Origin of the sequence: Alteriqipengyuania flavescens (assembly GCF_030406725.1) — a bacterium.
Classification (GTDB): domain Bacteria; phylum Pseudomonadota; class Alphaproteobacteria; order Sphingomonadales; family Sphingomonadaceae; genus Alteriqipengyuania_B; species Alteriqipengyuania_B flavescens.
Genome location: NZ_CP129107.1, coordinates 919,082 through 945,312 on the forward strand (window position 1 = coordinate 919,082; position 26,231 = coordinate 945,312).

The following is a 26,231-nucleotide window of genomic DNA, read 5'->3' on the forward strand; positions in this document are numbered from 1 at the left end:
CCGTTCCCCGCCATCGATGAAGCGCCGGGACGGCCCGATGCGGGACACGAAAGGGGCAGGAAGGCGTGGGCGATTACCGGATCTGGGACAGCGGATTTACCGTCTCGCCATCCTTACGCAGTTCCAGCGTGACATTGCCCGCCCCGGTCCCGGCAAGGCCGAGCGGCGCGCCGGCCACCACCTCTTCGCCTGTCTCGACATAGAGCGTCAGCAGGCCGGTGACGAGGCTGGTGAACCCTCCCGCGTGCTCGATGATCACGATCCGGTCGTAACCGCGATAGGGGCCGGCGAAGGCGATCCGCCCCGGGCCTGGGGCGACCACTTGCGCGCGGTCGCGAGCGGAGAATGTCAGCCCGTCGCTGCGCACCCCGCCGCGGACCGCGCCGAAGCCGGTGGTGATCGGGCCGGACACGGGGAACTGGTAACCGGGGACTCCCACGCTTGCGCTTTCCGGCGAGGGCGAGGCAGTGGCGGGCGCGGACGCCTCTGCCAGTTCCGGCTGGCGCGGACGGAGGCGCGGGCCGGGAAGTGCGGCCAGGTCTGCGCGCAGGGAGCCGGCATCTTCCAGCCGGCCGACCAGCGCATCGAGGCTGCGGGCTTCTTCGGCCAGTGCCAGCGCGCGGTCCGATTCGCGCGCCGCAGCGCCCGTCTTGTCGCGCGAGGCGAGGCGCTGGCGCGTTTCCAGCGCGGCGAGTTCCTGCCGCCTTTCCTCAAGCTCGCTTTCGCCCGCCCGCATCACGCCGGCAGCCTGCCGTGCCTCGCGCTCCAGCGCGCGGCCGCGCTCGATTTCGGCGCGCAGGTCCGCCGTGCGGGCGGAGACTTCGGGAATGGTGGAAGCGAGCATCGCGCGCAGGTACACCGCTTCCTTCAGCGATCCGGGGCGCAGGACGGACACCGCGACCGGGCGGCGGGCGAATTGCTGCAAGGCGCCGGTCAAACGCACGACCGGCTGCTGCCGCTCCGCCAGTCGCCCGCGCAGGAGGGCGCGCTCGCGGGCCAGAAGGGCGAGCCGCGCTTCAGCAGCGGCGATGCGCGCTTCGCTTTGCTGGATCCGGGCCGCCAGCGCCGCGCTTTCGCGTGCGGTGCGGGCGGCGGCATCCCGTGCACTCGCAGCCTCGGCCTCAAGCTTTTCCGCCCGCGCGGCGGCGGTGCGACCCTGTTCGCGGGCGCGGGCGAGTGCTTCGCGCGCGTCGCCCGCGTTGGCGACACCGGTGCCTTGCGCATCGGCGCGCAAGCTCCACCCGCCTGCGGCCAGCGCGGCGATAACGGCAAGGAACAGGACGGTGCGCCACATGGCGCTACCCTGCCCGATGATAGGGATGGCCTGCAAGGATCGAGGTGGCACGGAAAAGCTGTTCCAGCAGCATCGCCCGCGCCAGCAGGTGCGGCCAGGTCGCGCTGCCGAAAGCGAGCAGCAGGTCGGCCTCCGCCCGCTCGCCATCGGAATGGCCATCCGCCGCGCCGAGCACGAAGCGCGCCTCGCGTACCCCGTCGTCGCGCCACCGGCCGAGCACGTCGGCGAGCTTTTCGGAGGAAAGGTCGCGCCCGCGCTCATCGAGCAGGACGGTGCGGAACGGGCTCGGCGGCTCGGCCACCTTGCCGCCCGTTTCCGGCAATTCGGTCAGTTTCAGAGGCCAGGCGATCCGCTTTGCATAGCGATCGACGAGTTCCGCTTCGGGAGAACGGGCAATCTTGCCCCGCGCAACGACGTGCAATTGCATCACGGCGCGGGTTTCCCCCAGTTCATCGTAAAAGGCTCAGGAAATCAGGCGCGGCCCATCGTGGGGCCTTCTTCGCCGAAGCCCCACATGCGTTCCAGGTTGTAAAAGCTGCGCACTTCCGGGCGGAAGAGGTGGACGACTACGTCGCCCGCATCGATCAGCACCCAGTCGGCAGCCGGCAAGCCTTCGATCCGCGCCGGCCCGAAGCCGCCTTTCTTCACCCGCTCCGCCAGCTTCTGGGCCATCGAGGCGACCTGCCGCGTCGAGCGACCCGAAGCGATCACCATATGGTCGGCAATCGAGCTCTTGCCTTCGAGCGGGATGGAGACGACTTCCTGCGCCTGGTCCTCGTCCAACGAATGGATGACGAGCTCGTGCAGCGATCCCGCCTCGGCCTCGATCGGGTCGGTTCCGGCCGCAGTATCAGTCATGGTGGCGGTGCCGGCGCCGTGGGCGCCCGTTTCGGTGGTATGCGCAATATTCATCGCGGAAATATAGGCCTCCGGTCGGGAATGTGGAGTCGCGAGCGATAGGGGCGCTCATTCCGCAGCGCCTCCGATCGGATCGAATGTCAGTGAATCGCGCGGGGTACTGCCTGCATATTGCCGGTGCCAGTACGGGTTCGAGCGGCGGATAGCCGTTGCCGAGCGAGTGTCCGGATCGAACCGCAGGTACACGAGGGCGGGCAGGCTCCCTTGGCAGGCTTCGCGCAAACCGGCGGCAGTCACGCGGTGGCGCCGCAGCCAGGCCATCGCGGGGCTCGCGAGGGCATCCCCGTCATAGCCGGGGCGGGCGATGACCGCAATCGGCATCGTCCGCGCGATCCCCCGCCAGTCGCGCCAGCGGTGGAACTGGGCGAGATTGTCGCTCCCCATCAGCCACACGAATTGCCGCTTGGGATAGTGCCGCACCAGTGTGCGCAGCGTGTCCACTGTATAAGGGGAACCAAGCTGCCGCTCGATCGCCGTGACCCTGATCGGCGCGCGCCGCGCCTGGCGCTTCGCCGAGGCCACGCGCGCGTGGAGCGGCGCCATCCCGGCCTTCGGTTTCAGCGGGTTTCCGGGCGAAACGAGCCACCACGCCTCGTCGAGATCGAGGGCCGACATGGCGAATCGGGTAATTCGCCGGTGGCCGCCATGTGCCGGATTGAAGCTGCCGCCGAGCAAGCCAGTCCATTGGCCCGACGCGCATTTCACAGGCATTTCCGATTGGGAATCAAGCGACTGGCTCCTCCGCAAGGCGGCTTCGCGACGGACCTAGCAAAGGGCCCGCCGATTGGCGAATTCGGGGGAGAGAAAGTGAACCGGATAGCAACCATGTGAACGTTTCCAGCGGATGGTTCCCACAGAAAATGTCGGATTTGAACAATTCGTCGCGGAACAGCTTCGATTCGTCCGAAAGTGACCATGCCCGACCGACTCCACGCCCGAAACCATGCTACCGGCCCCGCCGACGGGACGTAATCACAACGTGGGGTTGCTTTGAAAAACTCAGCCAAGGGCGGCATCAAAGACCGCCTGCGGAGCTGGTTTCCGGATCGCGAGTTCTTCATGCGATCCGAGGGACAGGTCCGCTTCATCAAGATCAGTTCAAAGCTGCAAATGGTCGCCGCATCGGTTGCGGTGGTCGCCACCAGCGCCTGGCTGGGTTCGATGGGCTACATGGCCATCGACCAGTACATGCAGCAGGCGAACAAGCAGCATTTGCTGGAGCGCGAGGCGGAAGTCGCCACCGCCAGCAGCCGCATCGAAGCCTATCGCGAAAACGTGGACGAGGTCGCCGAGACGCTGGAGCGCCGGCAGGATTTCCTCGAGGAGATGAGCCGTGCCCTGCCCGACGACGTGAAGTCGGAAGCCGACACGGTCAGCGATTCCAGCACCGAAGCCGCCGAACTGGTCGACAAGATCAGCGCGTCCATCCCGGAAGCCGCAGCGCTGGCGAAGATCGAAGCGCGCCAGATCGCGCTGGCGGAACGCATGACCCGCTTCGCCGACCAGCGCGCCCGCCGAGCCGAGGCTGCGATCCGCGAACTCGGCCTCAACCCGCGCGCCATGCTCGCCGACGCGCAGACCGCACAGGGTGGTCCGTTCATTTCCGCCGGCGACGTCGATCCGCGCTTCGAGCGCCTCGGCCTCAGCCTTGCCCGCATGCGCGCCCTGGAAGACGGGCTGCGCGCCATCCCGCAGGTCTCGCCCACCAAGGGTCCGATGGTCTCCTCCAGCTACGGCTATCGCCGCGATCCGTTCACCGGCGCAGGCGCAATGCACAGCGGGCTCGATTTCAAGGGCCCCACGGGCTCGCCCATCTATGCCGCCGCCGCCGGCCGCGTCAGCTTCGTCGGCACCAAGTCGGGCTATGGCAAGGTGGTTGAAGTCGACCACGGCAACGGCCTGATGACCCGCTATGCCCATATGTCCGCCTTCGGCGCACGCGTCGGCCAGGCGGTCGAGGCCGGGACCCGCATCGGCGCGATCGGCAGCACCGGCCGTTCGACCGGCCCGCACCTTCACTTCGAAGTGCGCATCAACAATCGCGCGGTCGACCCGCGCCCCTTCCTGGAGACCGCCCCCGATGTTCTCGAAAAAGTCCGACGGGCCGGCCGCGCCCGCACCGCAGCGGAGCGCTAGGACCATGGCGAGCGGCAATTCCACCTTCTCGGTGCTGGGCGCCGATGTCACCGTCCGCGGCGATATCGACGCGTCGGTCGACCTGCATGTCGATGGCAAGGTCGAAGGCGACATCCGCTGCGCTTCCATCGTGCAGGGCGAAGGCAGCGAGATCGTCGGCGGCGTAGAGGCTGAAACGGCACGCCTGTCCGGGACGGTGCGCGGCACGATCAAGGCGCGCGACCTCGCGATCCTGCGCTCGGCGCGGATCGAAGGCGATGTCCATTACGATTCGCTGACCATCGAACAGGGCGCTGTCGTGCAGGGCACCTTCGCGCAGGCCGGATCCCAGCCGGTGGCAGCCAAGACCGCGCCACAGGCAGGCGGCAGCGACGAGAAGCCGCACATCACACTGGCCGGCTGAACCGCCGCAGCACCAGTTCCACGAGTTGGAGAGGAACCCCGCCGCAACCCGGCGGGGTTTTTCCTTGTCTGGACCGATTAACCCAGCACTTCGGCGCGCAGGGCCTTGCGGTCGAGCTTGCCGATCATGGTCTTGGGCAGGCTGGCACGGATCTCCACCAGCTTCAGCCGCTCGTGCTTGCCGACGCGGGCGTTGGTCCACTCGCGCAGGCCGTCCGCGCTGATCTCCGCGTCGTCGCCGTGCTGCAGCGTGACATAGGCTGCCGGCACCTCGCCGAGATAATCGTCCGGAATGCCGAGCGCGAGCACCTCCTTCACCGCCGGGTGTTCGAGCAGCACGTCCTCGATATGGCTCGGGAACACCTTGAACCCGCCGACGGAGATCATGTCCTTGATGCGGTCGACGATCTGGAGGTAGCCCTGCGCGTCGATCACCGCGACATCGCCGGTGCGCAGCCACGTGTCGTTGCCGCGCCTGGCGAATGCGGTCTCGTCCGCATCGGGCCGGTTCCAGTATCCGCACATGACCTGCGGCCCGGCGATGACGAGTTCGCCCGGCTTGCCTGCCGGCGCGTCCAGCTCCGCATTTTCCTTGTCGAGCAATTTCACGCGGGTCGCCGGAAGCGGCTGGCCGATCGTGCCGCTACGGTTCTCGCCTTCGTAGGGATTGGTCGAGACCACGCCCGAACTTTCGGTGAGGCCATAGCCTTCGACCAGCCGCGCACCGGTGGCCGCGCCGAACTTCTCCTGCACCGGCGCAGGCATCGGGGCGCCGCCCGAAATGCAGATGCGCAGCGAGGTAAAATCGGTCTTCGCGAATTGCGGATGGTCGAGCAGCGCCTGGTACATCGTCGGCACCCCGGGGAAGCTGGTCGCGCTGACCCGCTCCAGCGTCTTGAGCGCCTGTTTCGCATCGAAGCGCGGAAGCATGGCGATCATCCCGCCTTTCAGCACGGTGCGGTTGAGGACGCAGGTGTTGGCAAAGACGTGGAAGAACGGCAGCACGCCCAAGATCACGTCGGGGTCTTCCGGATCGAACGGGTCGATCGCGTTCACCTGCCGCGCGTTGGCGGTCAGGTTCTGGTGGCTGAGCATTGCGCCCTTGGGCCGCCCGGTGGTGCCGCCGGTATATTGCAGCAGCGCAAGGTCGGTTTCGGCGTCCAGCGCGACCGGATCCGCTTCCTGCGAGCCAAGGAAATCCGCCCAGTGGTGCACATCGGCGCGGTCGGGGATCGCGGTCAGCTGCTTGCGGCCGAGCAGCCGCAGTGCAAGGCTCTTCACGGTGGGCAGCGCATCGGCCAGCCGCCCGACGACGAGGCCCTTGAGCGACGATGCGTCCAGCACCTTGAGCGCCGTTGGCAGAACCGCGGCGCTGTCGATGGTGACGAGCAGGGTGATGCCCGAATCCTCGACCTGGTCGGACAATTCCTCGACCGTGTAGAGGGGCGAGAAATTCACTGCGATCGCCCCGGCGATCATCGTGCCGTAATAGGCGGCGATGTAGATCGGCACGTTGGGCAGGAACAAGCCGATGCGGTCGCCCTTGCCGATTCCGCGCTCCGCCAGGCCGGCGGCGAAGCGCCGCGCCTCGCGCGCCATGTCCGAATAGGAGAAGCGCCGCCCCATGAAATCCGCCAGCGGCGCATCGCCGCGCCTTGCCGCGCTGCCGAGGAACATCTCCGGCATGGTGAGCGGCGGCAGGTCCAGGTCCCAGTTACCGGGATGCTGGTAATCGGATGCGGCAGGATGTTCGGGCGCGGCCTTATTGACAGTCATGTCAATTAAAGTTGCACGACGGAACGGCGGCGGCAAGCGCAAAGGCCTGCCGCCGCTCGATTTTCGCGAATTTCAGTCGGAAAGCGCCCTCAGGCTTCGCCGTCTTCGGCCTCGCGCTTGCGGGCGAGCCATGCTTCGGCCTCGGCTTCCTGCGCGGCTTCGGCGGCATCCTTCACCGCCTGCTCGCGTTCCGCCTTCAGTTCCTCGATCAGCGCGCTGCGCTCGTCGGCGGCCTTGCCGACATCTTCCTGTGCCGCTTCGAGGCCGGCCTTCTTCGCCGCCTTGGCGACCACGGCATCAAGCTCGCGCTGCGAGCACAGGCCGAGCGTCACGGGATCCTTCGCCTGGATGTTCTGGATGTTCCAGTGCGAACGGTCGCGGATGGCGCCAATGGTGTTGCGGGTGGTGCCGATCAGCTTGGAAATCTGCGCGTCGGAGACTTCAGGGTGGTTCTTGAGCAGCCACTGGATGCCGTCCGGCTTGTCCTGCCGCTTCGACACGGGCGTGTAGCGCGGGCCCTTGGTACGGCTGACCGAAACCGGCGCGCGCTGCATCACCAGCGCGTGTTCGGGATCGTTCTGGCCCTTTTCGATCTCCTCATGCGTCAGTTCGCCCGAGTGGACCGGGTCGCGGCCGGTGTACTTGCTGCTGGCCAGGTCGTCCGCCATCGCCTGCACTTCGAGGATATGCAGGCCGCAGAATTCGGCGATCTGTTCGAAGGTGAGGGCGGTGTTGTCGACCAGCCACTGGGCGGTCGCGTGCGGCATCAGCGGGGTTGCTTGGGACACGTGTGTCTTCTCCGGCGCAAAATAGAAGGGCCGCCCCTTTCGGAGCGGCCACGTTGGCCCTCCATGTAGGCGGATTTGCCCGCATCGGCAAGCGGGCCGTGGGCTAACCGCCGTTTAACCCTTCGCGCCTACCCTGCCCCGCATGGAATCGGATGGCCGGTAAAGGGGACGGGCTATGAAAGGGGTTGCAGGATTGGCATTGGCAGCGGCGGCGCTGCTGGCAGGGTGCGGGGGCGGATCGAGCAGCGTGACGATCGAGCGTTCTGCCCCGGTCGTGAAGGAAACGCTTGCCCGCGTGGACGGGCGGATCAACCTCGAAGGCCTGCTGACTTCGCCTCCGGTGGTAAAGACCACGGACGGCAACACCGTGTCCTACCTCATCAAGGGTCGGAACGGAAACGCCGATTCGCATATCGTCCTGACGATCGAGGAAACCGGGCCCCAATCCGCCACCGTCGCCATGACGGTCGACATCGCCCCCATCCGGGCGGAGATCGAAGGGCAGGAAAAGGTCCTCAGCGAAAGCCTGGTCCGCAACGCGCTCCATTCGCAATTGCGCAGGATGGAGCGCGCGCTGGAAACCGGACAGCCGCCGAGCAAGGCGAGCGACGGCCTCGACCGGGCCATCGCCCTGACCGCGCTTGCCACCGATCCCGAGCAGATCCGCCGCGCCGTCGCGCTCGCGGAGAGCGGCGGCTTCGGCGAGGGACCGGGCTGGAACGATGGCGGCCCGTCGCGCTGGGACAACGGCGACGAAGCGATGTCGCGGCCGGAATTCCGCGAAGTCGAGGGCACCGAAGTGGAAGTAAGCGAACCGCGCGGCGAATTCGTCAGCGGCGATTCGGCAAAGGGCGCCTCGCCCGAACCCAGCGACTGGTAAGCCGCCCCGCTCTCAGGCCCCGCTACCCAAGGCCCAATACTTAGGCGTCGAGGACGATCTTCCCGACGAGATCGCCGCTTTCCATATAGGCGTGGGCAGCCGCGGCCTCCGCCAGCGGGAAGCGTTTCGCCATGATCGGGCGCAGCGACCCGTCTTCGACCAGCGGCCAGGCATTTTCGCGGATATCGTTCGCGAGCAGCACCTTGAACGTGTCGTCGCGCGGGCGCAGCGTCGATCCGGTCAGGACCAGCCGTTTCTGCATCACCTGCGCCATGTTGATTTCCGCCTGCAGCCCGCCCTGCACCGCGATGGTCACATGGCGACCGCCGGGCTTCAGGCACTTGATGTTCCGCGCCACGTAATCGCCCGACACCATGTCGAGCACCATGTGCACGCCGGCGCCTTCGGTAATCCGCTCCACCTCGGCGGCGAAATCGGTCGTCTTGTAATTGATCGCATGGGCCGCGCCGATGCGGCGGGCGGCGGCGCATTTCTCGTCGCTGCCGCAGGTGACGATGATCTCTATGTCGAACGCATTGGCAAGCTGGATCGCGGTGGTGCCGATGCCGCTGGTGCCGCCGTGGACCAGGATCGTCTCCCCATCCTTCGCCATGCCGCGCTGGAAGACGTTGTGCCACACGGTGAACAGCGTTTCCGGCAGGGCCGCCGCCTCGTGCAGGGGCAGTCCGGCGGGCACCGGCAGGCAATGGCCCGCGTGGGCAAGGCAGTATTCGGCATAGCCTCCCCCCGGGACCAGCGCGCAGACGCGGTCGCCGGCCGACCATTGCGCCACCCCGTCGCCCAGCTCCGCAATTTCGCCCGCGATTTCGAGGCCCGGCGTCTTCGGCGCACCGGGAGGCGGCGGGTAGAAGCCCTTGCGCTGGACCACGTCGGGGCGGTTGACCCCGGCATGCGCCACGCGGACCAGCACCTGGCCCGGTCCGGGGCGCGGCATGTCGAGCTCTTCGGGCCGCAGGACTTGCGGCTCGCCCGGCGCGTCGTAACCGATGGCGGTCATCGTATCGGTCATCGTGTCGGACATCGCCCCCACCCCATCTGCTCGCGGCCCATCTTGTCGCGGTCAAGCATCCCCCGCTTGCCGCTGCCCTGCCATTGACAGAATCCCGGGGCGGTCACAAGTTTCCTTGGCGATGGACGAAGACGACCTGCCCCGCCGCAAGGGCGATGCCGCCGACCAGCTTCGGCGCGAGGATCTGGACAGCTATTCGCGGCACGAGCTCGACGCGCGGATCCATCTGCTGGAAGCGGAGATCGCCCGCGTCGAGGCGCACCGCGACAAGGCATCGGCCCATATGAAGGCCGCCGACGCGCTTTTCGGCGGCGGGAAGCCCGCCGGCGAGGGATGAGCGCCGCCCCTCTCGAAATTGCCGATCGGCACCCCATATTGTCGTTAACGATGCAGGCGCCGTTCAGGCCGCCCTGCCATTCTACTCCCGGCGATTCACCATCGGGCTTAAGCACGCCCCGACAGGAACGCTTTCCACGTCAGACCTATGGATAGGTAATGCCAAGTTTCGCACAAAGCCTCGAAAAGTCCCTCCACAACGCGCTCGCCGCAGCCAGCGACCGACGCCACGAATATGCCACGCTGGAGCACCTGCTGCTGGCGCTGATCGACGATGACGATGCCGTCGAGGTGATGAAAGCCTGCGGCGTCGACCTCGGCGAACTGGGCGGCGTGGTGCGCCAGTATCTCGACCAGGAATACCAGTCGCTGAAAGTGGAGGGCGAAAGCGATCCGCAGCCGACCGCCGGCTTTCAGCGGGTGATCCAGCGCGCCATCCTGCACGTTCAGTCTTCCGGCAAGGACACCGTCACCGGCGCGAACGTGCTGGTCGCGCTGTTTTCCGAACGCGACAGCTACGCCGTCTATTTCCTGCAGCAGCAGGACATGAGCCGGCTGGATGCCGTCAGCTTCATCAGCCACGGCATCGGCAAGGGCGGCAAGCAGCTGGAAAGCCGCACGCCCGAAGGCGCGGACGAAGACGCGATGGACGAGGCGGATGCCAAGGCCGGCAAGAAGGAAACCGCGCTCGACCAGTTCACCGTCAACCTCAACAAGAAGGCGGAAGACGGCAAGGTCGACCCGCTGATCGGCCGCGGGCCGGAAGTCGATCGCACGGTCCAGATCCTCTGCCGCCGCAGCAAGAACAACCCGCTCTACGTCGGCGATCCCGGCGTCGGGAAAACCGCGATTGCCGAAGGTCTTGCCCGCAAGATCGTGGAAGGCGACGTGCCCGAAGTGTTGCAGGACGCAGTGATCTATTCGCTCGACATGGGCGCCCTGCTCGCCGGCACGCGCTATCGCGGCGATTTCGAGGAGCGGCTGAAGCAGGTCGTGAACGAGCTCGAGAGCATGCCCGAAGCAGTGCTGTTCATCGACGAGATCCACACGGTGATCGGGGCCGGCGCCACCAGCGGCGGGGCGATGGACGCCTCCAACCTGCTCAAGCCCGCTTTGTCGAGCGGCAGCATCCGCTGCATCGGTTCGACCACCTACAAGGAATTCCGCAACCACTTCGAAAAGGACCGCGCCCTGCTGCGCCGGTTCCAGAAGATCGACGTCAACGAACCGACGATCGAGGATACGGTGGAAATCCTGAAGGGCCTGCGCAGCGCGTTCGAGGATCACCATAAGGTCAAATACACGCCCGACGCGATCAAGACCGCGGTGGAGCTGTCGGCCCGCTACATCAACGACCGCAAGCTGCCCGACAAGGCGATCGACGTGATCGACGAAGTGGGCGCGATGCAGATGCTGGTCCCGCCCAGCCGCCGCAAGAAGAAGATCACCGCGCGCGAGATCGAGGCCGTGATCGCGACGATGGCGCGCATCCCGCCGAAATCGGTCAGCACCGACGACAAGAAGGCGCTCGAAGGGCTGGAAAAGGACCTCAAGCGGCTCGTCTTCGGGCAGGACAAGGCCATCGAGGTGCTATCCAGCGCGATGAAGCTGTCGCGCGCGGGCCTGCGCGATCCGGACAAGCCGATCGGCAGCTTCCTGTTCAGCGGCCCGACCGGCGTCGGCAAGACCGAAGTCGCCCGCTCGCTCGCCAGCATCATGGGGATCGAGCTCAAGCGCTTCGACATGTCGGAATACATGGAGCGCCACAGCGTCTCCCGTCTGATCGGCGCGCCTCCGGGCTATGTCGGTTACGACCAGGGCGGCCTGCTGACCGATGCGATCGACCAGAACCCGCACTGCGTCCTGCTGCTCGACGAGATCGAGAAGGCGCATCCGGACCTGTTCAACATCCTGCTGCAGGTGATGGATAACGGCCGCCTGACCGACCATCACGGCAAGACGGTGGACTTCCGCAACGTCGTGCTGATCATGACGACCAACGCCGGGGCGGCGATGATGGAAACGCGCGGGATCGGCTTCGGCGACGTGTCGAAGGCCGATGCGGGCGAGGAAGCGGTGAAGAAGCTCTTCACGCCGGAATTCCGCAACCGCCTGGATGCCATCGTGCCCTTCGCCTATCTGGGCACCGACACGGTCAGCCGGGTGGTCGACAAGTTCGTCCTCCAGCTGGAACTGCAGCTGGCCGAGCAGAACGTGGACATCACTTTCGATGCCGATGCGCGCGGCTGGCTGGCCAAGCGCGGCTACGACAAGCTGTTCGGCGCCCGGCCGATGGCCCGCCTGATCCAGGAAAAGGTCAAGCAGCCGCTGGCGGAAGAACTGTTGTTCGGCAAATTGTCCGACGGCGGTGAGGTCGCGGTGAGCGTGAAGGACGACAAGCTCGCCTTCGAGCTGACCCCGTCTGCTCCCAAGCCCAAGCGCAAGCCGGCGGCAAAGAAGAAGGCCGCGCCGAAGACGAAGCCCGCCGCCGATGCCACCGGCGAGGATATTGGCGGCGACGACGGCTGCACCGATACGCAGGACTGACGCTGCGCCGGCGCAGAGCGACGCTCGTCGAGCGCGGTTTGCGCCGGATCGGCAGCAGCATTAAGGTCTCCCCCGAATTCGTTTTCGGGGGAGATTTTCTTTGCGCCACGTCCTTTTGCCGGCCCTCCTGGCCACTGCCGCCCTGCCGGCCACTGTCCTGCCTGCCGCCGCGCAGGATACGCCCGCCGAATTGCAGGCGCCCCCGCTGGCGGAGCGGACCTCGGCCAGCGGCTTCGCGCTCACCGCAGCGCAAGCCGCGACGGATCTGCCGCATCTCGACCTGATGCTGAAAGTCGACCCGGCGACCCGCACGATCGACGGGATGGCCGATTACACGGTGAAGGCGACCGCGCCCTTGCAGCGCGCCGAATTCGACCTCGACCCCCGTTTCGCCATCACCTCGGTCACGGTGAACGGCCGCCCTGGGCGCTGGACCAACGATGGCGGGTTCCTGTCCATCGACCTCGGCCGAACCTTGCGCGCCGGCCAGACCGCAAAGGTCACCATCGCCTGGAACGGCGCACCGCATGTCGCGCGCCGCGCCCCGTGGGACGGTGGTTTCGTGTGGAGCGAAACCCCTGAAGGCGCGCCGTGGATCGCCACGGCGGTGCAGATGAACGGCTGCGACCTCTTCTGGCCGTGCATCGACCACCCGATCAAGGAAATCGGCCGGCTCGACAGCACCATCGTAGTTCCCGAAGGCCTGACCGCGGCGGGCAACGGCAAGCTGGTGGGCAGCTCGACCGAAGACGGCTGGACGAGCTGGAACTGGTCCACCCGCAACCCGAACACCTATGCGGTAGCGCTCAACATCGGGCCCTACGAACTGGCCAGCACCGAATATGCCAGCCGCTTCGGCAACACGATCCCGCTGAAGTTCTGGCACCTGCCCGGCCACGGCGAGGATGCAGCGGAACTGCTGGAGGAAATGAAGAGCTACCTCGATTTCTTCGAGGAGATGATCGGACCCTACCCCTTTGCCGACGAGAAGGTGGGCCTGGCCGAAACGCCGCATCTCGGCATGGAGCACCAGACGATCAACGCCTACGGCAATGAGTTCAAGCCATCGCCGCAAGGGTACGACTGGCTGGCGCAGCACGAGTTCAGCCATGAGTGGTTCGCCAACCAACTGACCAACACCGCGCCCAACCACATGTGGCTGCACGAGGGGCTGGGCACTTACATGCAGCCCCTGTTCTTGCAATGGCGCGACGGCGAGGCGGCCTACCAGGCGGCGCTCGTCACCCAGCGGCAGGGCCTGCTCAACCGGTCGCCGGTCGTGCCGGCAGCACCGATCACGAGCGCGCATTATCTTGACGAGGAAGCCGGCTGGGGCCGCGACATCTATGGCAAGGGCAGCGAGATGGCGCACACGCTGCGCCAGCTGATCGGCGACGAGGCGTTCTTCACCACCATCCGCCGCATCGTCTATGGGCGCCCCGACCCGCGCCCGGGCAATTTCGTGCCGCAATTCGCCGACACGGACGATTTCCAGCGTATCGCGGAAGAGGAAAGCGGGCGCGATCTCGACTGGTTTTTCGACGCCTACTTGCGCGAAGCCGCCCTTCCCGTCCTCACCGCGACGCGCAACGGCGGCACGCTGGAGCTCGCTTGGGAGCGGGAAAGCGGCGAGCCCTTCCCGATGCCGGTCGAAGTGCGCTTCGACGGCCGGCTGGAAACCGTCCCCATGACGGGCGGCACCGGCAGCATTTCGCTCGGTTCCGACAGCATGCATTACGTGCTCGATCCGATGAACAAGGTGCTGCGCTTCAGCCCAGCCATCGACGAATGGCAGACCTGGATGATGCAGCAGCGCGGCATGCGCCGCGGCGGCTGACAGGAACCATCGCTGCCACCGCCCGCTTGTCCGGGAGATGGCAGCACCGTTCTCCTGGATCCGGCCCGAGCCGTGGGGCATCCACGTGGTCCCGGCGGACACGTGGATCGACCCGTCGAAGGCGGTACCGCACGCGCTGGTCACCCACGGCCATGCCGACCACGCGCGTGGCGGGCATGGCGAGACCGTCGCCACACCCGAAACGCTGGCAATCATGGAGTTGCGCTATCGCACCGGGGCGCAAGACGATGCGGGGGAAATTCCGCACCGGGCCGTGCCGATCGAGTATGGCGAGACGATCCGGCTGAAAGGCGGGGTCGATGCGACCTACATCCCCGCCGGCCACGTCCTCGGCAGCGCGCAAATCCTGCTCGAGCATGCGGGCGAACGCGTGATCTGCACCGGCGACTACAAGCGCCGCGCCGACCCCACTTGCCCGCCTTTCGAAGTCACCCCGTGCGACATCCTTATCACCGAAGCGACTTTCGGCCTGCCGCTGTTCACCCATCCGCCGGTCGAGCAGGAAATCGGCAAGATCCTGACGGCGCTTAAGGAGAATCCCGATCGCTGCGTGCTCGTCGGCGCCTATGCGCTGGGCAAGGCGCAGCGCGTGATCGCCGAACTGCGCGCCGCGGGCCACGACCGGACCATCTACCTCCACGGCGCGATGGAACGGATGTGCCGCCTGTACGAGGATCACGGGGTCGCACTCGGCGACCTGAAGCTGGTGAGCGATGCGGACAAGGACGCAATGCGCGGCCACGTGATCGTGTGCCCGCCATCCGCGCTCAACGACCGCTGGAGCCGCCGCCTGCCCGATCCCGTTACCGCCATGGCGAGCGGGTGGATGATGGTCCGCCAGCGGGCGCGCCAGCGCAACGTGGAGCTGCCGCTGGTCATCTCCGACCATGCCGACTGGAACGAGCTTACCCGCACGATCCAGGAAGTCGATCCGGTCGAAAGTTGGATCACCCACGGGCGCGAGGAAGCGCTGCTGCGCTGGCACCAGCTGCACCAGCGCCGCGCCCGGGCCCTGGCGCTGGTCGGTTACGATGACGAGGATGACTAGGTTGCGCGACATCCTTCGACAAGCTCAGGATGAGCGGAAATTTTTCCGGTTTTCCTCGTTCTGCCGCGCTCGTGCTGAGCCTGTCGAAGCACAGCCACCCAGTCTCGAAGCGATCTGATGGAAGAGTTCGCCGCCCTGATCGACCGGTTGGTCTATACCCGCAGCCGCAACGAGAAGTTGCGCCTGATCGCGGAATATTTGCGCGCCACGCCCGATCCCGATCGCGGCTGGGCACTGACCGCGCTGACCGACGGGCTGGACTTCCCCGCGGTCAAATCGAGCACCATCCGCAACGTGATGAAAGAGCGGGTCGATCCGGTCCTGTGGACGCTCAGCCGCGATTTCGTGGGCGATACGGCAGAAACGGCGAGCCTGCTGTGGCCTGCGCCGGCACATGACGGCACGAAGTCACCGTCGGTCGGCGAAACCGTTGATTTGTTTGGCAAGATGACCCGCGCCAACGTGATGACCGAGTTGCCGAAACTGCTCGACCGGCTCGATATCTCGGGCCGCTATGCCCTGCTGAAGCTTGCCACTGGCGCGATGCGGATCGGCGTGTCCTCGCGCCTCGGCAAGGTCGCGTTCGCGCAGGCGTTCGACGTATCGGTGGAGGATGTCGAGGAGTACTGGCACGGGCTGCAGCCTCCCTATGCGGAGCTGTTCGCTTGGGCCGCCGATGGCGCGGATCCGCCTGACATCGCCAACCTGCCGACCTTCCGCCCCTTCATGCTCGCCCATCCGCTGGAGGACACGGTCGTCGACCTTGCCGACTATGCCGCGGAGTGGAAGTGGGACGGCATTCGCGTGCAACTGGTCCACGCGGGCGGCGAAACGCGGGTCTATTCGCGCAGCGGGGACGATATTTCCGCGACTTTCCCGGAAATGGTCGATGCCCTGGCGATCCCGGCGGTGCTCGACGGGGAATTGCTGGTGCGGGGAGACACGCAAGGCGGTGCGGAAGGCGGCGCGGCTAGCTTCAACGCGCTCCAGCAGCGTCTGGGTCGCAAGACGGTCAGCAAGAAGATGCTGCGCGAAAGCCCCGCCTTCGTGCGCCTGTACGACGCGCTGATCCTGGATGGCGAGGACTTGCGCGATAAGGGCTGGGAGCAGCGCCGCGCCCGGCTCGAAACTTTCATGGCGCGCCTGCCCGACACGCATTTCGATATCTCGCGCATCGTCGAAGCGGAGAATTTCGACGCGCTGGCGAAAATCCGCGAGGGTACGCGCGACGATGCGATCGAAGGGCTGATGCTGAAGCGCCGCGACAGCCCCTACGTCGCCGGGCGCCGCACCGGCCTGTGGTACAAATGGAAGCGCGATCCGCTGCTGATCGATTGCGTGCTGATGTACGCCCAGCGCGGCAGCGGCAAACGATCGAGCTTCTTTTCCGATTACACCTTCGGCTGCTGGGACGGCGATCCCGATGCAGGCGGGGAGCTGTTGCCCGTCGGCAAGGCCTATTCCGGCTTCACCGACGACGAGCTGAAGAAGCTCGACCGCCATGTGCGGCAGAACACCACCAACCGTTTCGGCCCGGTGCGCGAAACCAACAAGAGCCTGGTGTTCGAAGTCGCCTTCGACAGCGTGCACGAAAGCAAGCGCCACAAGTCCGGCCTCGCCATGCGTTTCCCGCGCATCCACCGCATCCGCTGGGACAAGCCGGTGCACGAAGCCGACCGGATCGAGGCCTTGCGCGCCCTGATCCGCGATTGAGCCGCGGCAAAGTCGCCTTGCGCAACTTATCCGGCGGCGTCGATGGCCTTGCGGTGCGCCTTTGCGTTCTCGGCGTAATGGGCGACGCCGATGCGCATGCCGGCGATGGCCGCATCGTCCAGGTCGCGCATCTTGCGCGCCGGGCGGCCGCCCCACAATTCGCGCGTGCCCATGACCTTGCCTTCGGTCAGCATCGCGCCGGCGGCCAGCATGGCATCGCTGCCGATCACCGCCTTGTTCATGGCGATGGCGCCCAGACCCACGAAACCGCGATCCTCGATCCGGCAGCCGTGAATCATCGCCATGTGGCCGATCAGCACGTCGTCGCCGATCAGCAGCGGGCTGCCGTCGGGATCGCCCGGACGTTCCGGATCACAGTGGAGCACGCTGCCGTCCTGCACATTGGTGCGCGCGCCGATCACGATGCGGCTGACATCGGCGCGCAGCACGCAATTGTACCAGACCGAACTGTCCTCCCCGATCTCGACATCGCCGATGATCGTGGTGCCGGGCGCGATGAACGCGCTGTCGTGGATGCGCGGGCTCTTGCCGTGGATGGGGATGATGCGGGTGCCGGGCTGGGGTGCTGTCATCCTACCTACCGAGCACATTCCGCCACATGATGAAAGGCAGGATGGAGGCGTGATCGTCCGTCCACGGGCGGCTGGCCGGCTCGGGCAGGCTGACCCACTGCTCCTGCGGATGGGCCTGGAGCATCCTCGCCAGCGGTTCGGGCGTGCGGGCCGCGGCAATCCAGAACGACGATGTCGTGGCGTCGCTGCCGGAGCCGCGCCCGTCGCGCAGCAGCGCGCCCCAACCCTGTTCCCCGGCATGGGCGGCGAAGACCGGCTGCAGGTCGATATAGCGGTTGGAGATGTGGAACAGCACGATCCCGCCGGGCTTCAGCGCGCGTTCGTAGATTTCCAGCGCCTCGGTCGTCAGCAGGTGGAGCGGGATGGCGTCCGAACTGAAAGCATCTATCACCAGCACGTCGAAGCTCGCCGGCGGCAGGTCTTCCAGCACCAGCCGCGCATCGCCGATGTGGATCGAGGCATCCGGCGTGCAATCGTGCAGGAAAGTGAACGTCCCGTCGCGCGAGTATTCGGCGACCACCGGGTCGATCTCGAAGAAGGTCCAGTCCTGCCCCGGCCGCGCGTAGCAGGCGAGTGTCCCGGTGCCGAGCCCGACCACCCCCACCGCCGCATCCCCGCCGACGATCTGCGGCGCTGCCGACAGCACCAGGCCGACGCCGGACGACGGGCCGTAATAGCTGGTCGGCTTATTCCGCCGCTGCGGATCGGTATATTGCAGCCCGTGGATGGTCGTGCCGTGGAGGAGCGACCGCGTGCGCTCCGCCGGATTGTCCTTGAGCGTATAGATACCGAAATAGCTGCGTTCGCGCAGGCCCGCGACGCTGGTCTCGATCGTTTCGAACCCGCCGCGCGCGATCATCAGCGCGGCGAAGACCAGCAGCAGCGCCCAGCGCCGCTCCATCACCAGGATGCCGCATAGTGCCATGCCCACCGTGCCGAGGAGCACCAGATTGTCGTGCCCCCGCTGCAGGGCCAGGATCATGCACACGCCGATGATCGCCGCCACCAGGATCACGGCCAGAATGGCCGTGCGGCGGCGGTCTTTCGCAATGCCCAGCCGCCCCATCCAGTCGAAGAAAGGCACGATGGGCAGCAACGCCGCGGCGGCAAGGAGCAGGATCGGATGCTCCCACACCCAGTCGAAGGCGACCGGTGCGATAAGGGCGGTAAACAGCCCGCCCAGCGCGCCGCCCGCGCTCATCACGAGATAGAACAGCGTCAACCGCTCCGGCGCGGGGCGCAGCCAGTAGAGCCGACGGTGCAGCGCAATGGCGAGGATGAACATCAGGAGCAGCGTCGCAATCGCGACCGACAGCGTGCCGTGGCCGTTGCTGACCATCGCCAGCGATCCGGCGAGGAGCAGCGTCAGCGGCGCGATCCGCACGCAGGTGTTCGCAAGGCTGCTACGCTCCGCAAAGGCGAAAGTGAAGCTGAGCAGGTAAAGCCCGAGCGGCAGGACCCATGAAAGCGGCATGGCGACGATATCGGTCGTCAGGTGCGTGGTGGTCGAAAGCATCAGGCCCGACGGCACGGCGGCAAGCGCGAGCCAGAGCAGGATTGTCTTCGCACCCGGCGCTTCGCCCGCTCCTTCCTCCGGAGCCACTGCGCCTTGCCCTGTTGCCGGGGCCGCGTTCCAGCGCGAGCGGGCGACCAGCACCACCAGAACCGCCAGAAGGCCGTAGCCCGCCGCCCACAGCATCGAATGCTGCGCGATGGGGAACCAGGGCTCCAGCAGAATCGGATAGGCAAGGAGGCCGGTGAAGCTGCCGATATTCGATGCTGCGTACAGCCAGTACGGATCGCCCGCCTCCGCATCGGCGGCATACCAGCGCTGCATCAGCGGCGCTTGTGCGGAGACCACGAAGAACAGCGGGCCGATAGTGGCGAGGAAAAGGCCCGGCACCCACACGGGCTCCCAGCCCGGCGCGGGCGGCGGCAGGTCGGCAAGCGCGATCGGCAGGGTCAGCGCCGCGAGGCCGAGCAGCGCGACATGCACCATCGCCTGCTTGCGCAGCGCCAGCCGCGACAGGGCGTGGGCATAGGCATATCCGCCCAGCAGCAAAGCCTGGTAAACCAGCATCGCGCTGTTCCAGACGGCCGGCGCCCCGCCCAGCAGGGGAAGCGCCATGCGCGCGACCAGCGGCTGGACGAGGAACAGCAGGAAGCTGCCCGTCAGGATCGTGACCACGAAGAGGAGCCGCGCCCTTCCGGTCATCGCGTTTGGCTCTGCCAAGCGTCACGCGTGATGGAATAGACGATCGACGGGTTGAGGTGCGGCCCCCAGCGCGGATCCTCGAAATCGAGATCCTCGCGCCGGGTCATGCCCAATCGCTTCATCAGGCCCCAGCTGGCGGTGTTGCCGTCCACGGTCAGGGCGACGATCTCGTCCGCGCCGAAGCGATCGAAGCCGAGGTCAAGCGAAGCGATCGCGGCCTCCCTGGCATAGCCGTGGCCCCACGCATCCTCGCGCAGCCGCCAGCCGACCTCCATCATGCCGAAGACCGCTTCCCCTTCGACATTCGAGCGCTTGAGGCCGCAAAAGCCGAGCATTTCGCCGGACAGGTGGCCGCCGTCGTCCTTGCGCTCCAGCACCCAGAACGTGTGGCCGTGGTCGCGCCGGTAGCCTTCCAGCCGCTCCCGCGCGCCTGCCTTGGTGGCTTCGTCAGCCTCGTCGCCGAGCCAGCGCATGACGGCGGGCGTGTTGGTCAGCTGCCAGAAACGCGGCCAGTCGTCTTCGCGCCAGTCGCGCAGCAACAGTCGTTCGGTCTCGTGCCGGAAAGCATCGCTTGCCGATTCAGCCATTGAGGATGCGCGCCGCGACCGGGGCGTGATAGGTCAAGACGCCGCTCGCCCCGGCGCGCTTGAAGCTGAGCAGCTTTTCCACCAGCAGCGCGTCGCGGTCGCCCGCCCCGGCCGCCGCGCCGGCTTCGATCAGCGCATATTCGCCGCTCACCTGGTAAGCGAACACCGGCACTTCGAAGCGCTGCTTCACCCGCCAGACGATGTCGAGATAGGCGAGGCCCGGCTTCACCATCACGCTGTCCGCGCCTTCGGCAATGTCCATCGCGACTTCGTGCATCGCCTCGTCACCGTTGGCCGGGTCCATCTGGTAGCTTTTCTTGTCGCCTTTCAGCAGCCCGCCGCTGCCAACGGCATCGCGGAACGGCCCGTAGAATGCGCTCGCATATTTGGCGGCGTAGCTCATGATCTGGACATTGTGGTGGCCGGCCATTTCCAGCGCCACGCGGATGGCGCCAATGCGTCCGTCCATCATGTCGGACGGAGCGACGATGTCCGCCCCGGCCTCCGCCTGCACGATCGCCTGGTCGACGAGGATGGCGACCGTATCGTCGTTGGCGACGTAGCCCGACGCGTCCAGCACCCCGTCCTGGCCGTGGCTGGTATAGGGATCGAGCGCGACGTCGGTCAGGATGCCGATATCGTCGCCGCAGGCATCGCGCACGGCCTTGATCGCGCGGCACATGAGGTTGTCTGGGTTGTAGGCCTCCGCCCCGTTCTCGCTGCGCGTGTCCGGTGCCGTGTTCGGGAACAGGGCGATGCACGGAATGCCGAGATCCACGGCCTCTTTCGCGCGCCTGGCAAGATCGGCCAGCGGCCAGCGCGAGACGCCGGGCAGGCTGGCGATGGGCTGCTCCTCGCCCCCTTCGGTGGCGAACAGCGGCCAGATGAGGTCGGCGCTGGTCATGGTAGTTTCGCGCACCATCGCACGGCTCCAGCCATGGGCGCGCGTGCGGCGAAGGCGGGTGTTGGGAAAGCTGCGGGTCATGCTGGCGGGTTCCTGCCGCAATCGGCACAGGTGCACAAGCGCGCGTCAGCCGATCTCGCGGGCTTTCTGCACCCGGTCGATTTCACGCACCGGTGCGGTATCGGCGGGCTTGGCGGGGGCAAGGCTTTCGAGCGCAGAGCCCGGCTCGATCCGCATCAGCCCGGTCAGCTTGCTGCGGAATGCCTCGAGCTCGCTGCCGCTCAATTGGGCGCGGGTGACAAAGCGGACGCTGGCCGGATTGATGGCACGCCCGCCGCTGTACATTTCATAATGGAGGTGCGGGCCGGTGGAGAGGCCGGTCGAGCCGACATAGCCGATCACCTGCCCGCGCCGGACCCGCTGCCCGCGACTGACGGCCATCCGGCTCATGTGGCAATAGCGGGTCGACAGGCCGTTGCCGTGGTCCAGCCGCACCGCGTTGCCGCAACCCCCGGCGCGCCCGGCCGACGTCACGGTGGCATCGGTCACGGCGACGATGGGCGTGCCGTAGCTTGCCTTGAAGTCCATGCCCGCATGCATCCGGCGATAGCCGAGCACCGGGTGGCGGCGCATGCCGTAATTGGAACTGATCGGGCCCGATACGGGGGCGACGAGGCCTTCGCGCTGCTCGCCGACGCCCGAAGCTTCGAAGAAACGGCCCTCGCTGCCCCAGCGCATCAGCCGCGCGCGCGGCTTGCCGTCGGCGCCGAAGAGCCCGGCGAAAAGGAGCTGGCCGGTCTGGGTCTCGCCCGTTTCGGCGCGCTTGTAATCGATCACCATGTCGAACGTGTCGCCCGAACCGATGCGGCCGGCGTCGATCTGGGTCTGCAGCGTACGCAGGTAGGCCTGCACCGCCGGGCCGGGCGCGCCGGCCGCGCGGGCGGAGCGGAAGAGACTGTCGCCGACCGTGCCGCGAATGCGCAGCGGGGTCGAATCGACCCGGATCGGCACCGGGCGCACGCTGAGCCGCCCGTCCATGCGCGCAAGCACCAGCCGCAGGTCGAACCGCGCGCGGAATTCCAGCGCATCGAGCGGGCGCGGCTGGCCAACGCTGGTGCGGCGGCCGAGAGTGATATCGACTTTCGTGCCGGATTCGATCTCGTCGAGGCCGACCGAGCTGCCGACCAGTGCCGCGACCTGCTGCGCTTCCTCGCGCCCCACACCTGCGCGGCGGAGCATGCGTTCGAAACTGTCGCCTTGCGCCAGCGTCGCCACCACCTCGATCGAGGGGCGTTCCGGCGCGGCTTCGAGCGCGGCGACGGCGGTCGAGGCGCCCATCCGGCGGCCACTGTCGGCGCCGAGCGCCAGCGGCATGATGACCTGGCTGCGAAATTCGTCGCGCGCCTCGTCAGTCAGGTCCATCGGCGGCGCGGCGTAAAGCGGCGCGAAATCGGGCCAGCCTGCCAGCGCCAGCGCGCCGAGGCCGACCATCGTGGCGACGCCGCGCCACCACTTCGCCCCGCCGATGTCGCGGGCGAGGTCGGGTGCCAGTTCCACATCCCGGAGCCGGGCGGAGACGCCTTCGCGCCAGTGATCGTAACGCTCGGCCAGCGACGGGCGGCGGACGAGCACGAGCGCACTGCCCGCAGCGGCAGCGCCGCTGCCGCCGGCAATATCGATTGCCTCGTCCCGCTTGCCCGGCCTGAAAAACACCGTAATCCCGCCCCTTTCGAGATATCACCTCGATCGATCCGCGACCCCAATTGCACAGATTTGGTGCGTTTAAAGTTAATTCCGCGCTAACAAAAGGCCAGCCGACGCATGTCTGCGGCGAAATGCGCGCCGGTTGCAGCACCCCGCACATCGCGCCTACAAGCAGGGCGTGGCGCATTTCCCTCCCGACACCACGGCACGCGGCGGACCCTCCACGGTCAAGGCGGTGCTCGGCCCGACCAACACCGGCAAGACGCATCTCGCCATCGAGCGATTGTGCGCCCATTCGAGCGGGGCGATCGGATTTCCCCTCCGGCTGTTGGCGCGCGAGGTCTACGACCGGGTCCGCGCGATCAAGGGCGACAGGGAAGTCGCGCTGATCACGGGCGAGGAGCGGATCGAGCCGCCCGGTGCGCGGTGGTTCCTGTGCACGGCCGAGGCGATGCCGGTCGTCTCCGGCCCCCATGCCCCCGCTTTCATCGCGCTGGACGAAGCGCAGATCGGTGCCGATCGCGAGCGCGGGCATATCTTTACCGACCGCTTCCTGCATGCGCGCGGGCGGGAGGAGACGATGCTGCTCGGCTCCGCCACGCTGGAGCCGATGGTCCGCGCGCTCGTGCCCAAGGCCGAGATTTCGGAGCGGCCGCGTTTTTCCACCCTCTCGCATATCGGCCCGCGCAAGCTGTCCCGCCTGCCGCCGCGCAGCGCCATCGTGGCCTTCTCCGTAGAGCAGGTCTACGCCATGGCCGAGGCGCTGCGGCGGCACCGCGGCGGCGCGGCAGTGGTGATGGGCGCGCTCAGCCCGGAAACCCGCAACCGCCAGGTCGAACTGTTCCAGTCGGGCGAGGTCGACTACATCGTCGCCACCGACGCCATCGGAATGGGGCTGAACCTCGACGTCAACCATGTCGCCTTCGCCTCGCTCGGCAAGTTCGACGGCGTGCGGCAACGGCGGCTTACCCCGGCGGAAATGGCGCAGATCGCGGGCCGGGCGGGCCGCCACCACAAGGACGGCACGTTCGGTACGCTGTCGGGCGGCCATGCAAGCGAGTTCACCGAGGACGAGATCTTCGCCATCGAGGAACATCGCTTCGCCCCGCTGACCCACATGTACTGGCGCAACCCGGAACCGCGCTTCGACAGCATCGCCCGGCTTATCGCCGACCTGTCGATGAAGCCCGACCGGCCCGAATTGAAAGCCGCGCCCGAAGCGATCGACCTCGCCGTCCTGCGCAAGCTGGCGGACGATCGGCTTGCCGATGGCGTCAAGGGGGCAGGCGCGGTGCAGCGTTTCTGGGAGACCTGCCAGCTGCCCGATTTCCGCCAACTAGGGGCGGACCAGCACGCCCGCTTCGTCGCGCGGCTGTGGCAGGATTTGCGCGGTGGCTACATCGGTGCCGACTTCGTGGCGGCACGCATCGCCGACCTCGACCGGCCGCAGGGCGATATCGACACGCTGCAGGGACGCATCGCCGCCATTCGCAGCTGGGCCTATATCTGCCAGCGACCCGACTGGGTTCTGGCCCGCGACGAGATGGCCGCCCGCGCCCGCGCGGTGGAGGCTAGGCTGTCGGACGCGCTGCACGCCCGCTTGACCGAACGCTTCGTCAACCGCAGGACATCGGTGCTGATGAAAGCGATCGGCAAGGACACGGCGCTGCTGAAGGTCGAGCTGGCGCAATCCGGCGACGTGCTGGTCGAAGGCGAGGCGATCGGCCGGCTCGACGGATTTCGCTTCCGGGTCGATCGCGATGCGCGCGCGGAAGATCGCAAGCTGCTATTGGCGGCTGCCGAAAGACACATGCCGCGCCTGCTGGCGCTGAAAGCGGAGAAACTGGTGAACGAGGAATTGGGCGACCTGGTGCTGGAAGACGGCGAAGTGCGCCGCGGCGGACAGGCGATCGCCGTGCTGGAACCCGGCAAGTATCGCAGCGCGCCGCGACTGCTATTGACGAAAGAGCTCGCCCCGCTGGACGAAGCGAAGCGTGCTGAGCTGGCAGACGCGCTACAAATGTGGCTCGACACGCAACTGCAGGCGCTCGCGCCCCTACGCCTGCTGGAAGAAGCGGCCGAAAGCGCTGAAACCGGGAGCGAGGCGCGCGCCCTGCTGCTCACGTTGATCGACCGCAACGGCACGATCCGGCGCGAGGACGGCGGGCTCGCCCATTTGCCCGCGGACCGGCGCAAGGTGCTGCGCAAGCTGGGCGTGCATATCGGCGCGCTCGACATCTTCGTGCCCGCCTTGCTCAAGCCTGCCGCGCGCGCGATGCTGAGCCTGCTCGGCCTCGATCGCAGGCCGCTCAATCCCGGCATGGAATCCGTCGTCACGCTCGATGGCAAGGCACCCGCGGGCTACCGGCCCTGCGGCAAGCAGGCGATCCGCATGGACATGGGCGAGCGGATCCTGCGCAGCGCGCACGATGCGCGGACCAAGTCGAAGGCGCGCAAGTTCGCAGTCGACCACGCGCTCGGCATTTCGATCGGCCTGACCGAGGCCAGCCTGGTGCGCCTGCTCTCCCAAGGCGGCTTCAAGGCCCAGCCGCGCACCGACCTCGCCGAAGGGGCTTTCGGGCCGCCTGCACCGCACCTCTACCAGTGGCGCCCGCTCGGCAAGGATCGCCAGGGCGGACCGCGGCAGCAAGCGCACGACAAGCGAACGCCGCGCGGCAAGAAGGGCCAGGGCCGAGGTCGGGACCGGGACAGGCCGCGCACGAATGACCGCGGCGCAGGGCGCAAGCCCGATCATGGCCCCGCCCGCAGCAGCGGCGCGTTCGACAGCCTGGCGGACCTGCTGCGTTGAGCGAGGGGCGGGCGAGCGGGCTCCGGCTCGACCGGCTGCTCTATTTCCTCCGCCTCGCCCCGTCGCGCACCCGTGCGCACGACTGGGTGTGCGAAGGGCACATCCGCCGCAACGGGGAGCGGGTGAACGATCCGGCGCGGCATGCGTGTGCCGGCGACGTCCTCACGCTGCCCTTTCCCGGCAAGGTGATGGTGGTGGAGCTCCTCGCCCTGCCGGTGCGGCGCGGGCCGAAGGATGAGGCTGCTGCATGTTACCGCGTGCTTGACGCTGGCCGCCCGCTTCGCCAATCAGGCGGCGAAGGCCCCGCATGGGGGCCGGATAGGGGACCAGACGCACAATGACCTATGTCGTCACCGACGCCTGCATCAAATGCAAATACACCGATTGCGTGGAAGTCTGCCCGGTGGACTGCTTCTACGAAGGCGAGAACATGCTGGTGATCAACCCCAGCGAATGCATCGACTGCGGCGTGTGCGAACCCGAATGTCCGGCCGAGGCGATCCTGCCCGACACCGAAGACAATCTTGAAAAATGGCTGGAGCTCAACACGAAGCTTTCTGCCGAGTGGCCGAACATCACCACCAAAAAGGATCCGCCCGAGGACGCCGACGAGCACAAGGGCGAAGAGGGCAAGTTCGAGAAATACTTCACCGAAGATCCCGGCGAAGGCGACTGAGCCTGCCCTGATCGCGG

The 26,231-nt window shown here is 67.1% G+C and carries 23 protein-coding genes; 11 read left to right on the forward strand and 12 right to left on the reverse strand.

Going from position 1 to position 26,231, the window contains the following annotated elements; all coding sequences use genetic code 11:
- Positions 1-73 precede the first annotated feature (73 nt).
- From QQW98_RS04840 to QQW98_RS04855, 4 genes are all read right to left on the reverse strand, one after another.
- Complete coding sequence (locus QQW98_RS04840) at positions 74-1,294, reverse strand: murein hydrolase activator EnvC family protein (protein WP_290136409.1); 1,221 nt, start codon at positions 1,292-1,294, stop codon at positions 74-76.
- Between the two features lie 4 nt (positions 1,295-1,298).
- Entirely contained in the window at positions 1,299-1,721 is a 423-nt protein-coding gene (locus tag QQW98_RS04845; protein WP_290136866.1) for a 23S rRNA (pseudouridine(1915)-N(3))-methyltransferase RlmH, read from the reverse strand.
- Between the two features lie 44 nt (positions 1,722-1,765).
- Positions 1,766-2,152: a ribosome silencing factor gene (gene rsfS / locus QQW98_RS04850; RefSeq protein ID WP_290136410.1), complete on the reverse strand. Its 387-nt coding sequence runs from the start codon at positions 2,150-2,152 to the stop codon at positions 1,766-1,768.
- A gap of 108 nt (positions 2,153-2,260) precedes the next feature.
- Positions 2,261-2,923: a nicotinate-nucleotide adenylyltransferase gene (locus tag QQW98_RS04855; protein WP_290136411.1), complete on the reverse strand. Its 663-nt coding sequence runs from the start codon at positions 2,921-2,923 to the stop codon at positions 2,261-2,263.
- A 348-nt stretch (positions 2,924-3,271) separates the two neighbouring features.
- On the opposite strand from QQW98_RS04855, the gene QQW98_RS04860 reads away from it, so the two are divergent.
- Both QQW98_RS04860 and QQW98_RS04865 read left to right on the forward strand, forming a co-directional pair.
- Positions 3,272-4,348, forward strand: coding sequence for a M23 family metallopeptidase (locus tag QQW98_RS04860; RefSeq protein ID WP_290136412.1), 1,077 nt, complete (start codon positions 3,272-3,274; stop codon positions 4,346-4,348).
- A 4-nt stretch (positions 4,349-4,352) separates the two neighbouring features.
- The gene (locus QQW98_RS04865) at positions 4,353-4,751 is read left to right on the forward strand and encodes a bactofilin family protein (protein ID WP_290136413.1); all 399 of its coding nucleotides are present in this window, start codon (positions 4,353-4,355) and stop codon (positions 4,749-4,751) included.
- Positions 4,752-4,828: 77 nt separating this feature from the next.
- Here QQW98_RS04865 and QQW98_RS04870 read toward each other — a convergent pair whose 3' ends face one another.
- Positions 4,829-6,526, reverse strand: coding sequence for a long-chain-fatty-acid--CoA ligase (locus tag QQW98_RS04870; RefSeq protein WP_290136414.1), 1,698 nt, complete (start codon positions 6,524-6,526; stop codon positions 4,829-4,831).
- A gap of 89 nt (positions 6,527-6,615) precedes the next feature.
- On the reverse strand, positions 6,616-7,314 hold the full coding sequence (locus tag QQW98_RS04875; protein ID WP_290136415.1) for a DUF1013 domain-containing protein: 699 nt from the start codon (positions 7,312-7,314) through the stop codon (positions 6,616-6,618).
- A gap of 175 nt (positions 7,315-7,489) precedes the next feature.
- On the opposite strand from QQW98_RS04875, the gene QQW98_RS04880 reads away from it, so the two are divergent.
- On the forward strand, positions 7,490-8,194 hold the full coding sequence (locus QQW98_RS04880; RefSeq protein WP_290136416.1) for a hypothetical protein: 705 nt from the start codon (positions 7,490-7,492) through the stop codon (positions 8,192-8,194).
- A gap of 40 nt (positions 8,195-8,234) precedes the next feature.
- On the opposite strand, the gene QQW98_RS04885 is transcribed toward QQW98_RS04880, so the two are convergent.
- Positions 8,235-9,236, reverse strand: coding sequence for an NAD(P)H-quinone oxidoreductase (locus QQW98_RS04885; RefSeq protein ID WP_290136417.1), 1,002 nt, complete (start codon positions 9,234-9,236; stop codon positions 8,235-8,237).
- Between the two features lie 109 nt (positions 9,237-9,345).
- Between QQW98_RS04885 and QQW98_RS04890 the strand changes: the two genes are divergently transcribed.
- The 5 genes from QQW98_RS04890 to QQW98_RS04910 all read left to right on the forward strand — a co-directional run bounded on the left by QQW98_RS04890 (position 9,346) and on the right by QQW98_RS04910 (position 16,726).
- Positions 9,346-9,561, forward strand: a complete 216-nt coding sequence (locus tag QQW98_RS04890; protein ID WP_290136418.1) for a DUF1192 domain-containing protein — start codon at positions 9,346-9,348, stop codon at positions 9,559-9,561.
- Between the two features lie 158 nt (positions 9,562-9,719).
- Positions 9,720-12,107 (forward strand): ATP-dependent Clp protease ATP-binding subunit ClpA, encoded by a 2,388-nt coding sequence (gene clpA / locus QQW98_RS04895; RefSeq protein ID WP_290136419.1) that lies wholly within the window; start codon positions 9,720-9,722, stop codon positions 12,105-12,107.
- A gap of 100 nt (positions 12,108-12,207) precedes the next feature.
- On the forward strand, positions 12,208-13,944 hold the full coding sequence (locus tag QQW98_RS04900) for a M1 family metallopeptidase (RefSeq protein ID WP_290136420.1): 1,737 nt from the start codon (positions 12,208-12,210) through the stop codon (positions 13,942-13,944).
- A gap of 37 nt (positions 13,945-13,981) precedes the next feature.
- Positions 13,982-15,013 (forward strand): ligase-associated DNA damage response exonuclease, encoded by a 1,032-nt coding sequence (locus QQW98_RS04905; RefSeq protein WP_290136421.1) that lies wholly within the window; start codon positions 13,982-13,984, stop codon positions 15,011-15,013.
- 117 nt (positions 15,014-15,130) lie between these two features.
- Positions 15,131-16,726, forward strand: coding sequence for a cisplatin damage response ATP-dependent DNA ligase (locus tag QQW98_RS04910; RefSeq protein WP_290136422.1), 1,596 nt, complete (start codon positions 15,131-15,133; stop codon positions 16,724-16,726).
- A 26-nt stretch (positions 16,727-16,752) separates the two neighbouring features.
- On the opposite strand, the gene QQW98_RS04915 is transcribed toward QQW98_RS04910, so the two are convergent.
- Genes QQW98_RS04915 through QQW98_RS04935 form a run of 5 tightly spaced genes read right to left on the reverse strand, consistent with a single transcriptional unit; the run spans position 16,753 to position 22,738 of the window.
- Positions 16,753-17,319, reverse strand: a complete 567-nt coding sequence (locus QQW98_RS04915) for a gamma carbonic anhydrase family protein (RefSeq protein WP_290136423.1) — start codon at positions 17,317-17,319, stop codon at positions 16,753-16,755.
- Position 17,320: 1 nt separating this feature from the next.
- Entirely contained in the window at positions 17,321-19,534 is a 2,214-nt protein-coding gene (locus QQW98_RS04920; protein ID WP_290136424.1) for a spermidine synthase, read from the reverse strand.
- Positions 19,531-20,121 carry a GNAT family N-acetyltransferase gene (locus QQW98_RS04925; RefSeq protein WP_290136425.1) on the reverse strand — a complete coding sequence of 197 codons (591 nt, stop codon included), beginning with the start codon at positions 20,119-20,121 and terminating at the stop codon, positions 19,531-19,533. The genes QQW98_RS04920 and QQW98_RS04925 overlap by 4 nt, the downstream gene beginning before the upstream one ends.
- Entirely contained in the window at positions 20,114-21,106 is a 993-nt protein-coding gene (gene hemB, locus QQW98_RS04930; protein WP_290136426.1) for a porphobilinogen synthase, read from the reverse strand. Before hemB ends, QQW98_RS04925 begins: the two co-directional genes overlap by 8 nt.
- 45 nt (positions 21,107-21,151) lie before the next feature.
- Positions 21,152-22,738 (reverse strand): M23 family metallopeptidase, encoded by a 1,587-nt coding sequence (locus tag QQW98_RS04935; RefSeq protein ID WP_290136427.1) that lies wholly within the window; start codon positions 22,736-22,738, stop codon positions 21,152-21,154.
- A gap of 169 nt (positions 22,739-22,907) precedes the next feature.
- Between QQW98_RS04935 and QQW98_RS04940 the strand changes: the two genes are divergently transcribed.
- From QQW98_RS04940 to fdxA, 3 genes are read left to right on the forward strand one after another with little or no spacing between them, the layout of a single operon-like run.
- The gene (locus QQW98_RS04940; protein ID WP_290136867.1) at positions 22,908-25,538 is read left to right on the forward strand and encodes a helicase-related protein; all 2,631 of its coding nucleotides are present in this window, start codon (positions 22,908-22,910) and stop codon (positions 25,536-25,538) included.
- Positions 25,535-25,879: a S4 domain-containing protein gene (locus tag QQW98_RS04945; protein ID WP_290136428.1), complete on the forward strand. Its 345-nt coding sequence runs from the start codon at positions 25,535-25,537 to the stop codon at positions 25,877-25,879. The genes QQW98_RS04940 and QQW98_RS04945 overlap by 4 nt, the downstream gene beginning before the upstream one ends.
- Positions 25,876-26,214 (forward strand): ferredoxin FdxA, encoded by a 339-nt coding sequence (fdxA, locus tag QQW98_RS04950; RefSeq protein WP_290136429.1) that lies wholly within the window; start codon positions 25,876-25,878, stop codon positions 26,212-26,214. Before QQW98_RS04945 ends, fdxA begins: the two co-directional genes overlap by 4 nt.
- Positions 26,215-26,231: the final 17 nt, after the last annotated feature.

What these genes read in the sequence shown, in the direction of transcription:
- hemB (WP_290136426.1), bottom strand. Translation starts at nt 21,106, where the DNA reads ATGACCCGCAGCTTTCCCAACACCCGCCTTCGCCGCACGCGCGCCCAT.
- QQW98_RS04915 (WP_290136423.1), bottom strand. Translation starts at nt 17,319, where the DNA reads ATGACAGCACCCCAGCCCGGCACCCGCATCATCCCCATCCACGGCAAG.
- QQW98_RS04885 (WP_290136417.1), bottom strand. Translation starts at nt 9,236, where the DNA reads ATGTCCGACACGATGACCGATACGATGACCGCCATCGGTTACGACGCG.
- QQW98_RS04860 (WP_290136412.1), top strand. Translation starts at nt 3,272, where the DNA reads ATGCGATCCGAGGGACAGGTCCGCTTCATCAAGATCAGTTCAAAGCTG.
- QQW98_RS04870 (WP_290136414.1), bottom strand. Translation starts at nt 6,526, where the DNA reads ATGACTGTCAATAAGGCCGCGCCCGAACATCCTGCCGCATCCGATTAC.
- QQW98_RS04910 (WP_290136422.1), top strand. Translation starts at nt 15,131, where the DNA reads ATGGAAGAGTTCGCCGCCCTGATCGACCGGTTGGTCTATACCCGCAGC.
- QQW98_RS04920 (WP_290136424.1), bottom strand. Translation starts at nt 19,534, where the DNA reads ATGACCGGAAGGGCGCGGCTCCTCTTCGTGGTCACGATCCTGACGGGC.
- rsfS (WP_290136410.1), bottom strand. Translation starts at nt 2,152, where the DNA reads ATGACTGATACTGCGGCCGGAACCGACCCGATCGAGGCCGAGGCGGGA.
- QQW98_RS04840 (WP_290136409.1), bottom strand. Translation starts at nt 1,294, where the DNA reads ATGTGGCGCACCGTCCTGTTCCTTGCCGTTATCGCCGCGCTGGCCGCA.
- fdxA (WP_290136429.1), top strand. Translation starts at nt 25,876, where the DNA reads ATGACCTATGTCGTCACCGACGCCTGCATCAAATGCAAATACACCGAT.
- QQW98_RS04855 (WP_290136411.1), bottom strand. Translation starts at nt 2,923, where the DNA reads ATGCCTGTGAAATGCGCGTCGGGCCAATGGACTGGCTTGCTCGGCGGC.
- QQW98_RS04905 (WP_290136421.1), top strand. Translation starts at nt 13,982, where the DNA reads ATGGCAGCACCGTTCTCCTGGATCCGGCCCGAGCCGTGGGGCATCCAC.
- QQW98_RS04925 (WP_290136425.1), bottom strand. Translation starts at nt 20,121, where the DNA reads ATGGCTGAATCGGCAAGCGATGCTTTCCGGCACGAGACCGAACGACTG.
- QQW98_RS04845 (WP_290136866.1), bottom strand. Translation starts at nt 1,721, where the DNA reads ATGCAATTGCACGTCGTTGCGCGGGGCAAGATTGCCCGTTCTCCCGAA.
- QQW98_RS04880 (WP_290136416.1), top strand. Translation starts at nt 7,490, where the DNA reads ATGAAAGGGGTTGCAGGATTGGCATTGGCAGCGGCGGCGCTGCTGGCA.
- clpA (WP_290136419.1), top strand. Translation starts at nt 9,720, where the DNA reads ATGCCAAGTTTCGCACAAAGCCTCGAAAAGTCCCTCCACAACGCGCTC.
- QQW98_RS04890 (WP_290136418.1), top strand. Translation starts at nt 9,346, where the DNA reads ATGGACGAAGACGACCTGCCCCGCCGCAAGGGCGATGCCGCCGACCAG.
- QQW98_RS04865 (WP_290136413.1), top strand. Translation starts at nt 4,353, where the DNA reads ATGGCGAGCGGCAATTCCACCTTCTCGGTGCTGGGCGCCGATGTCACC.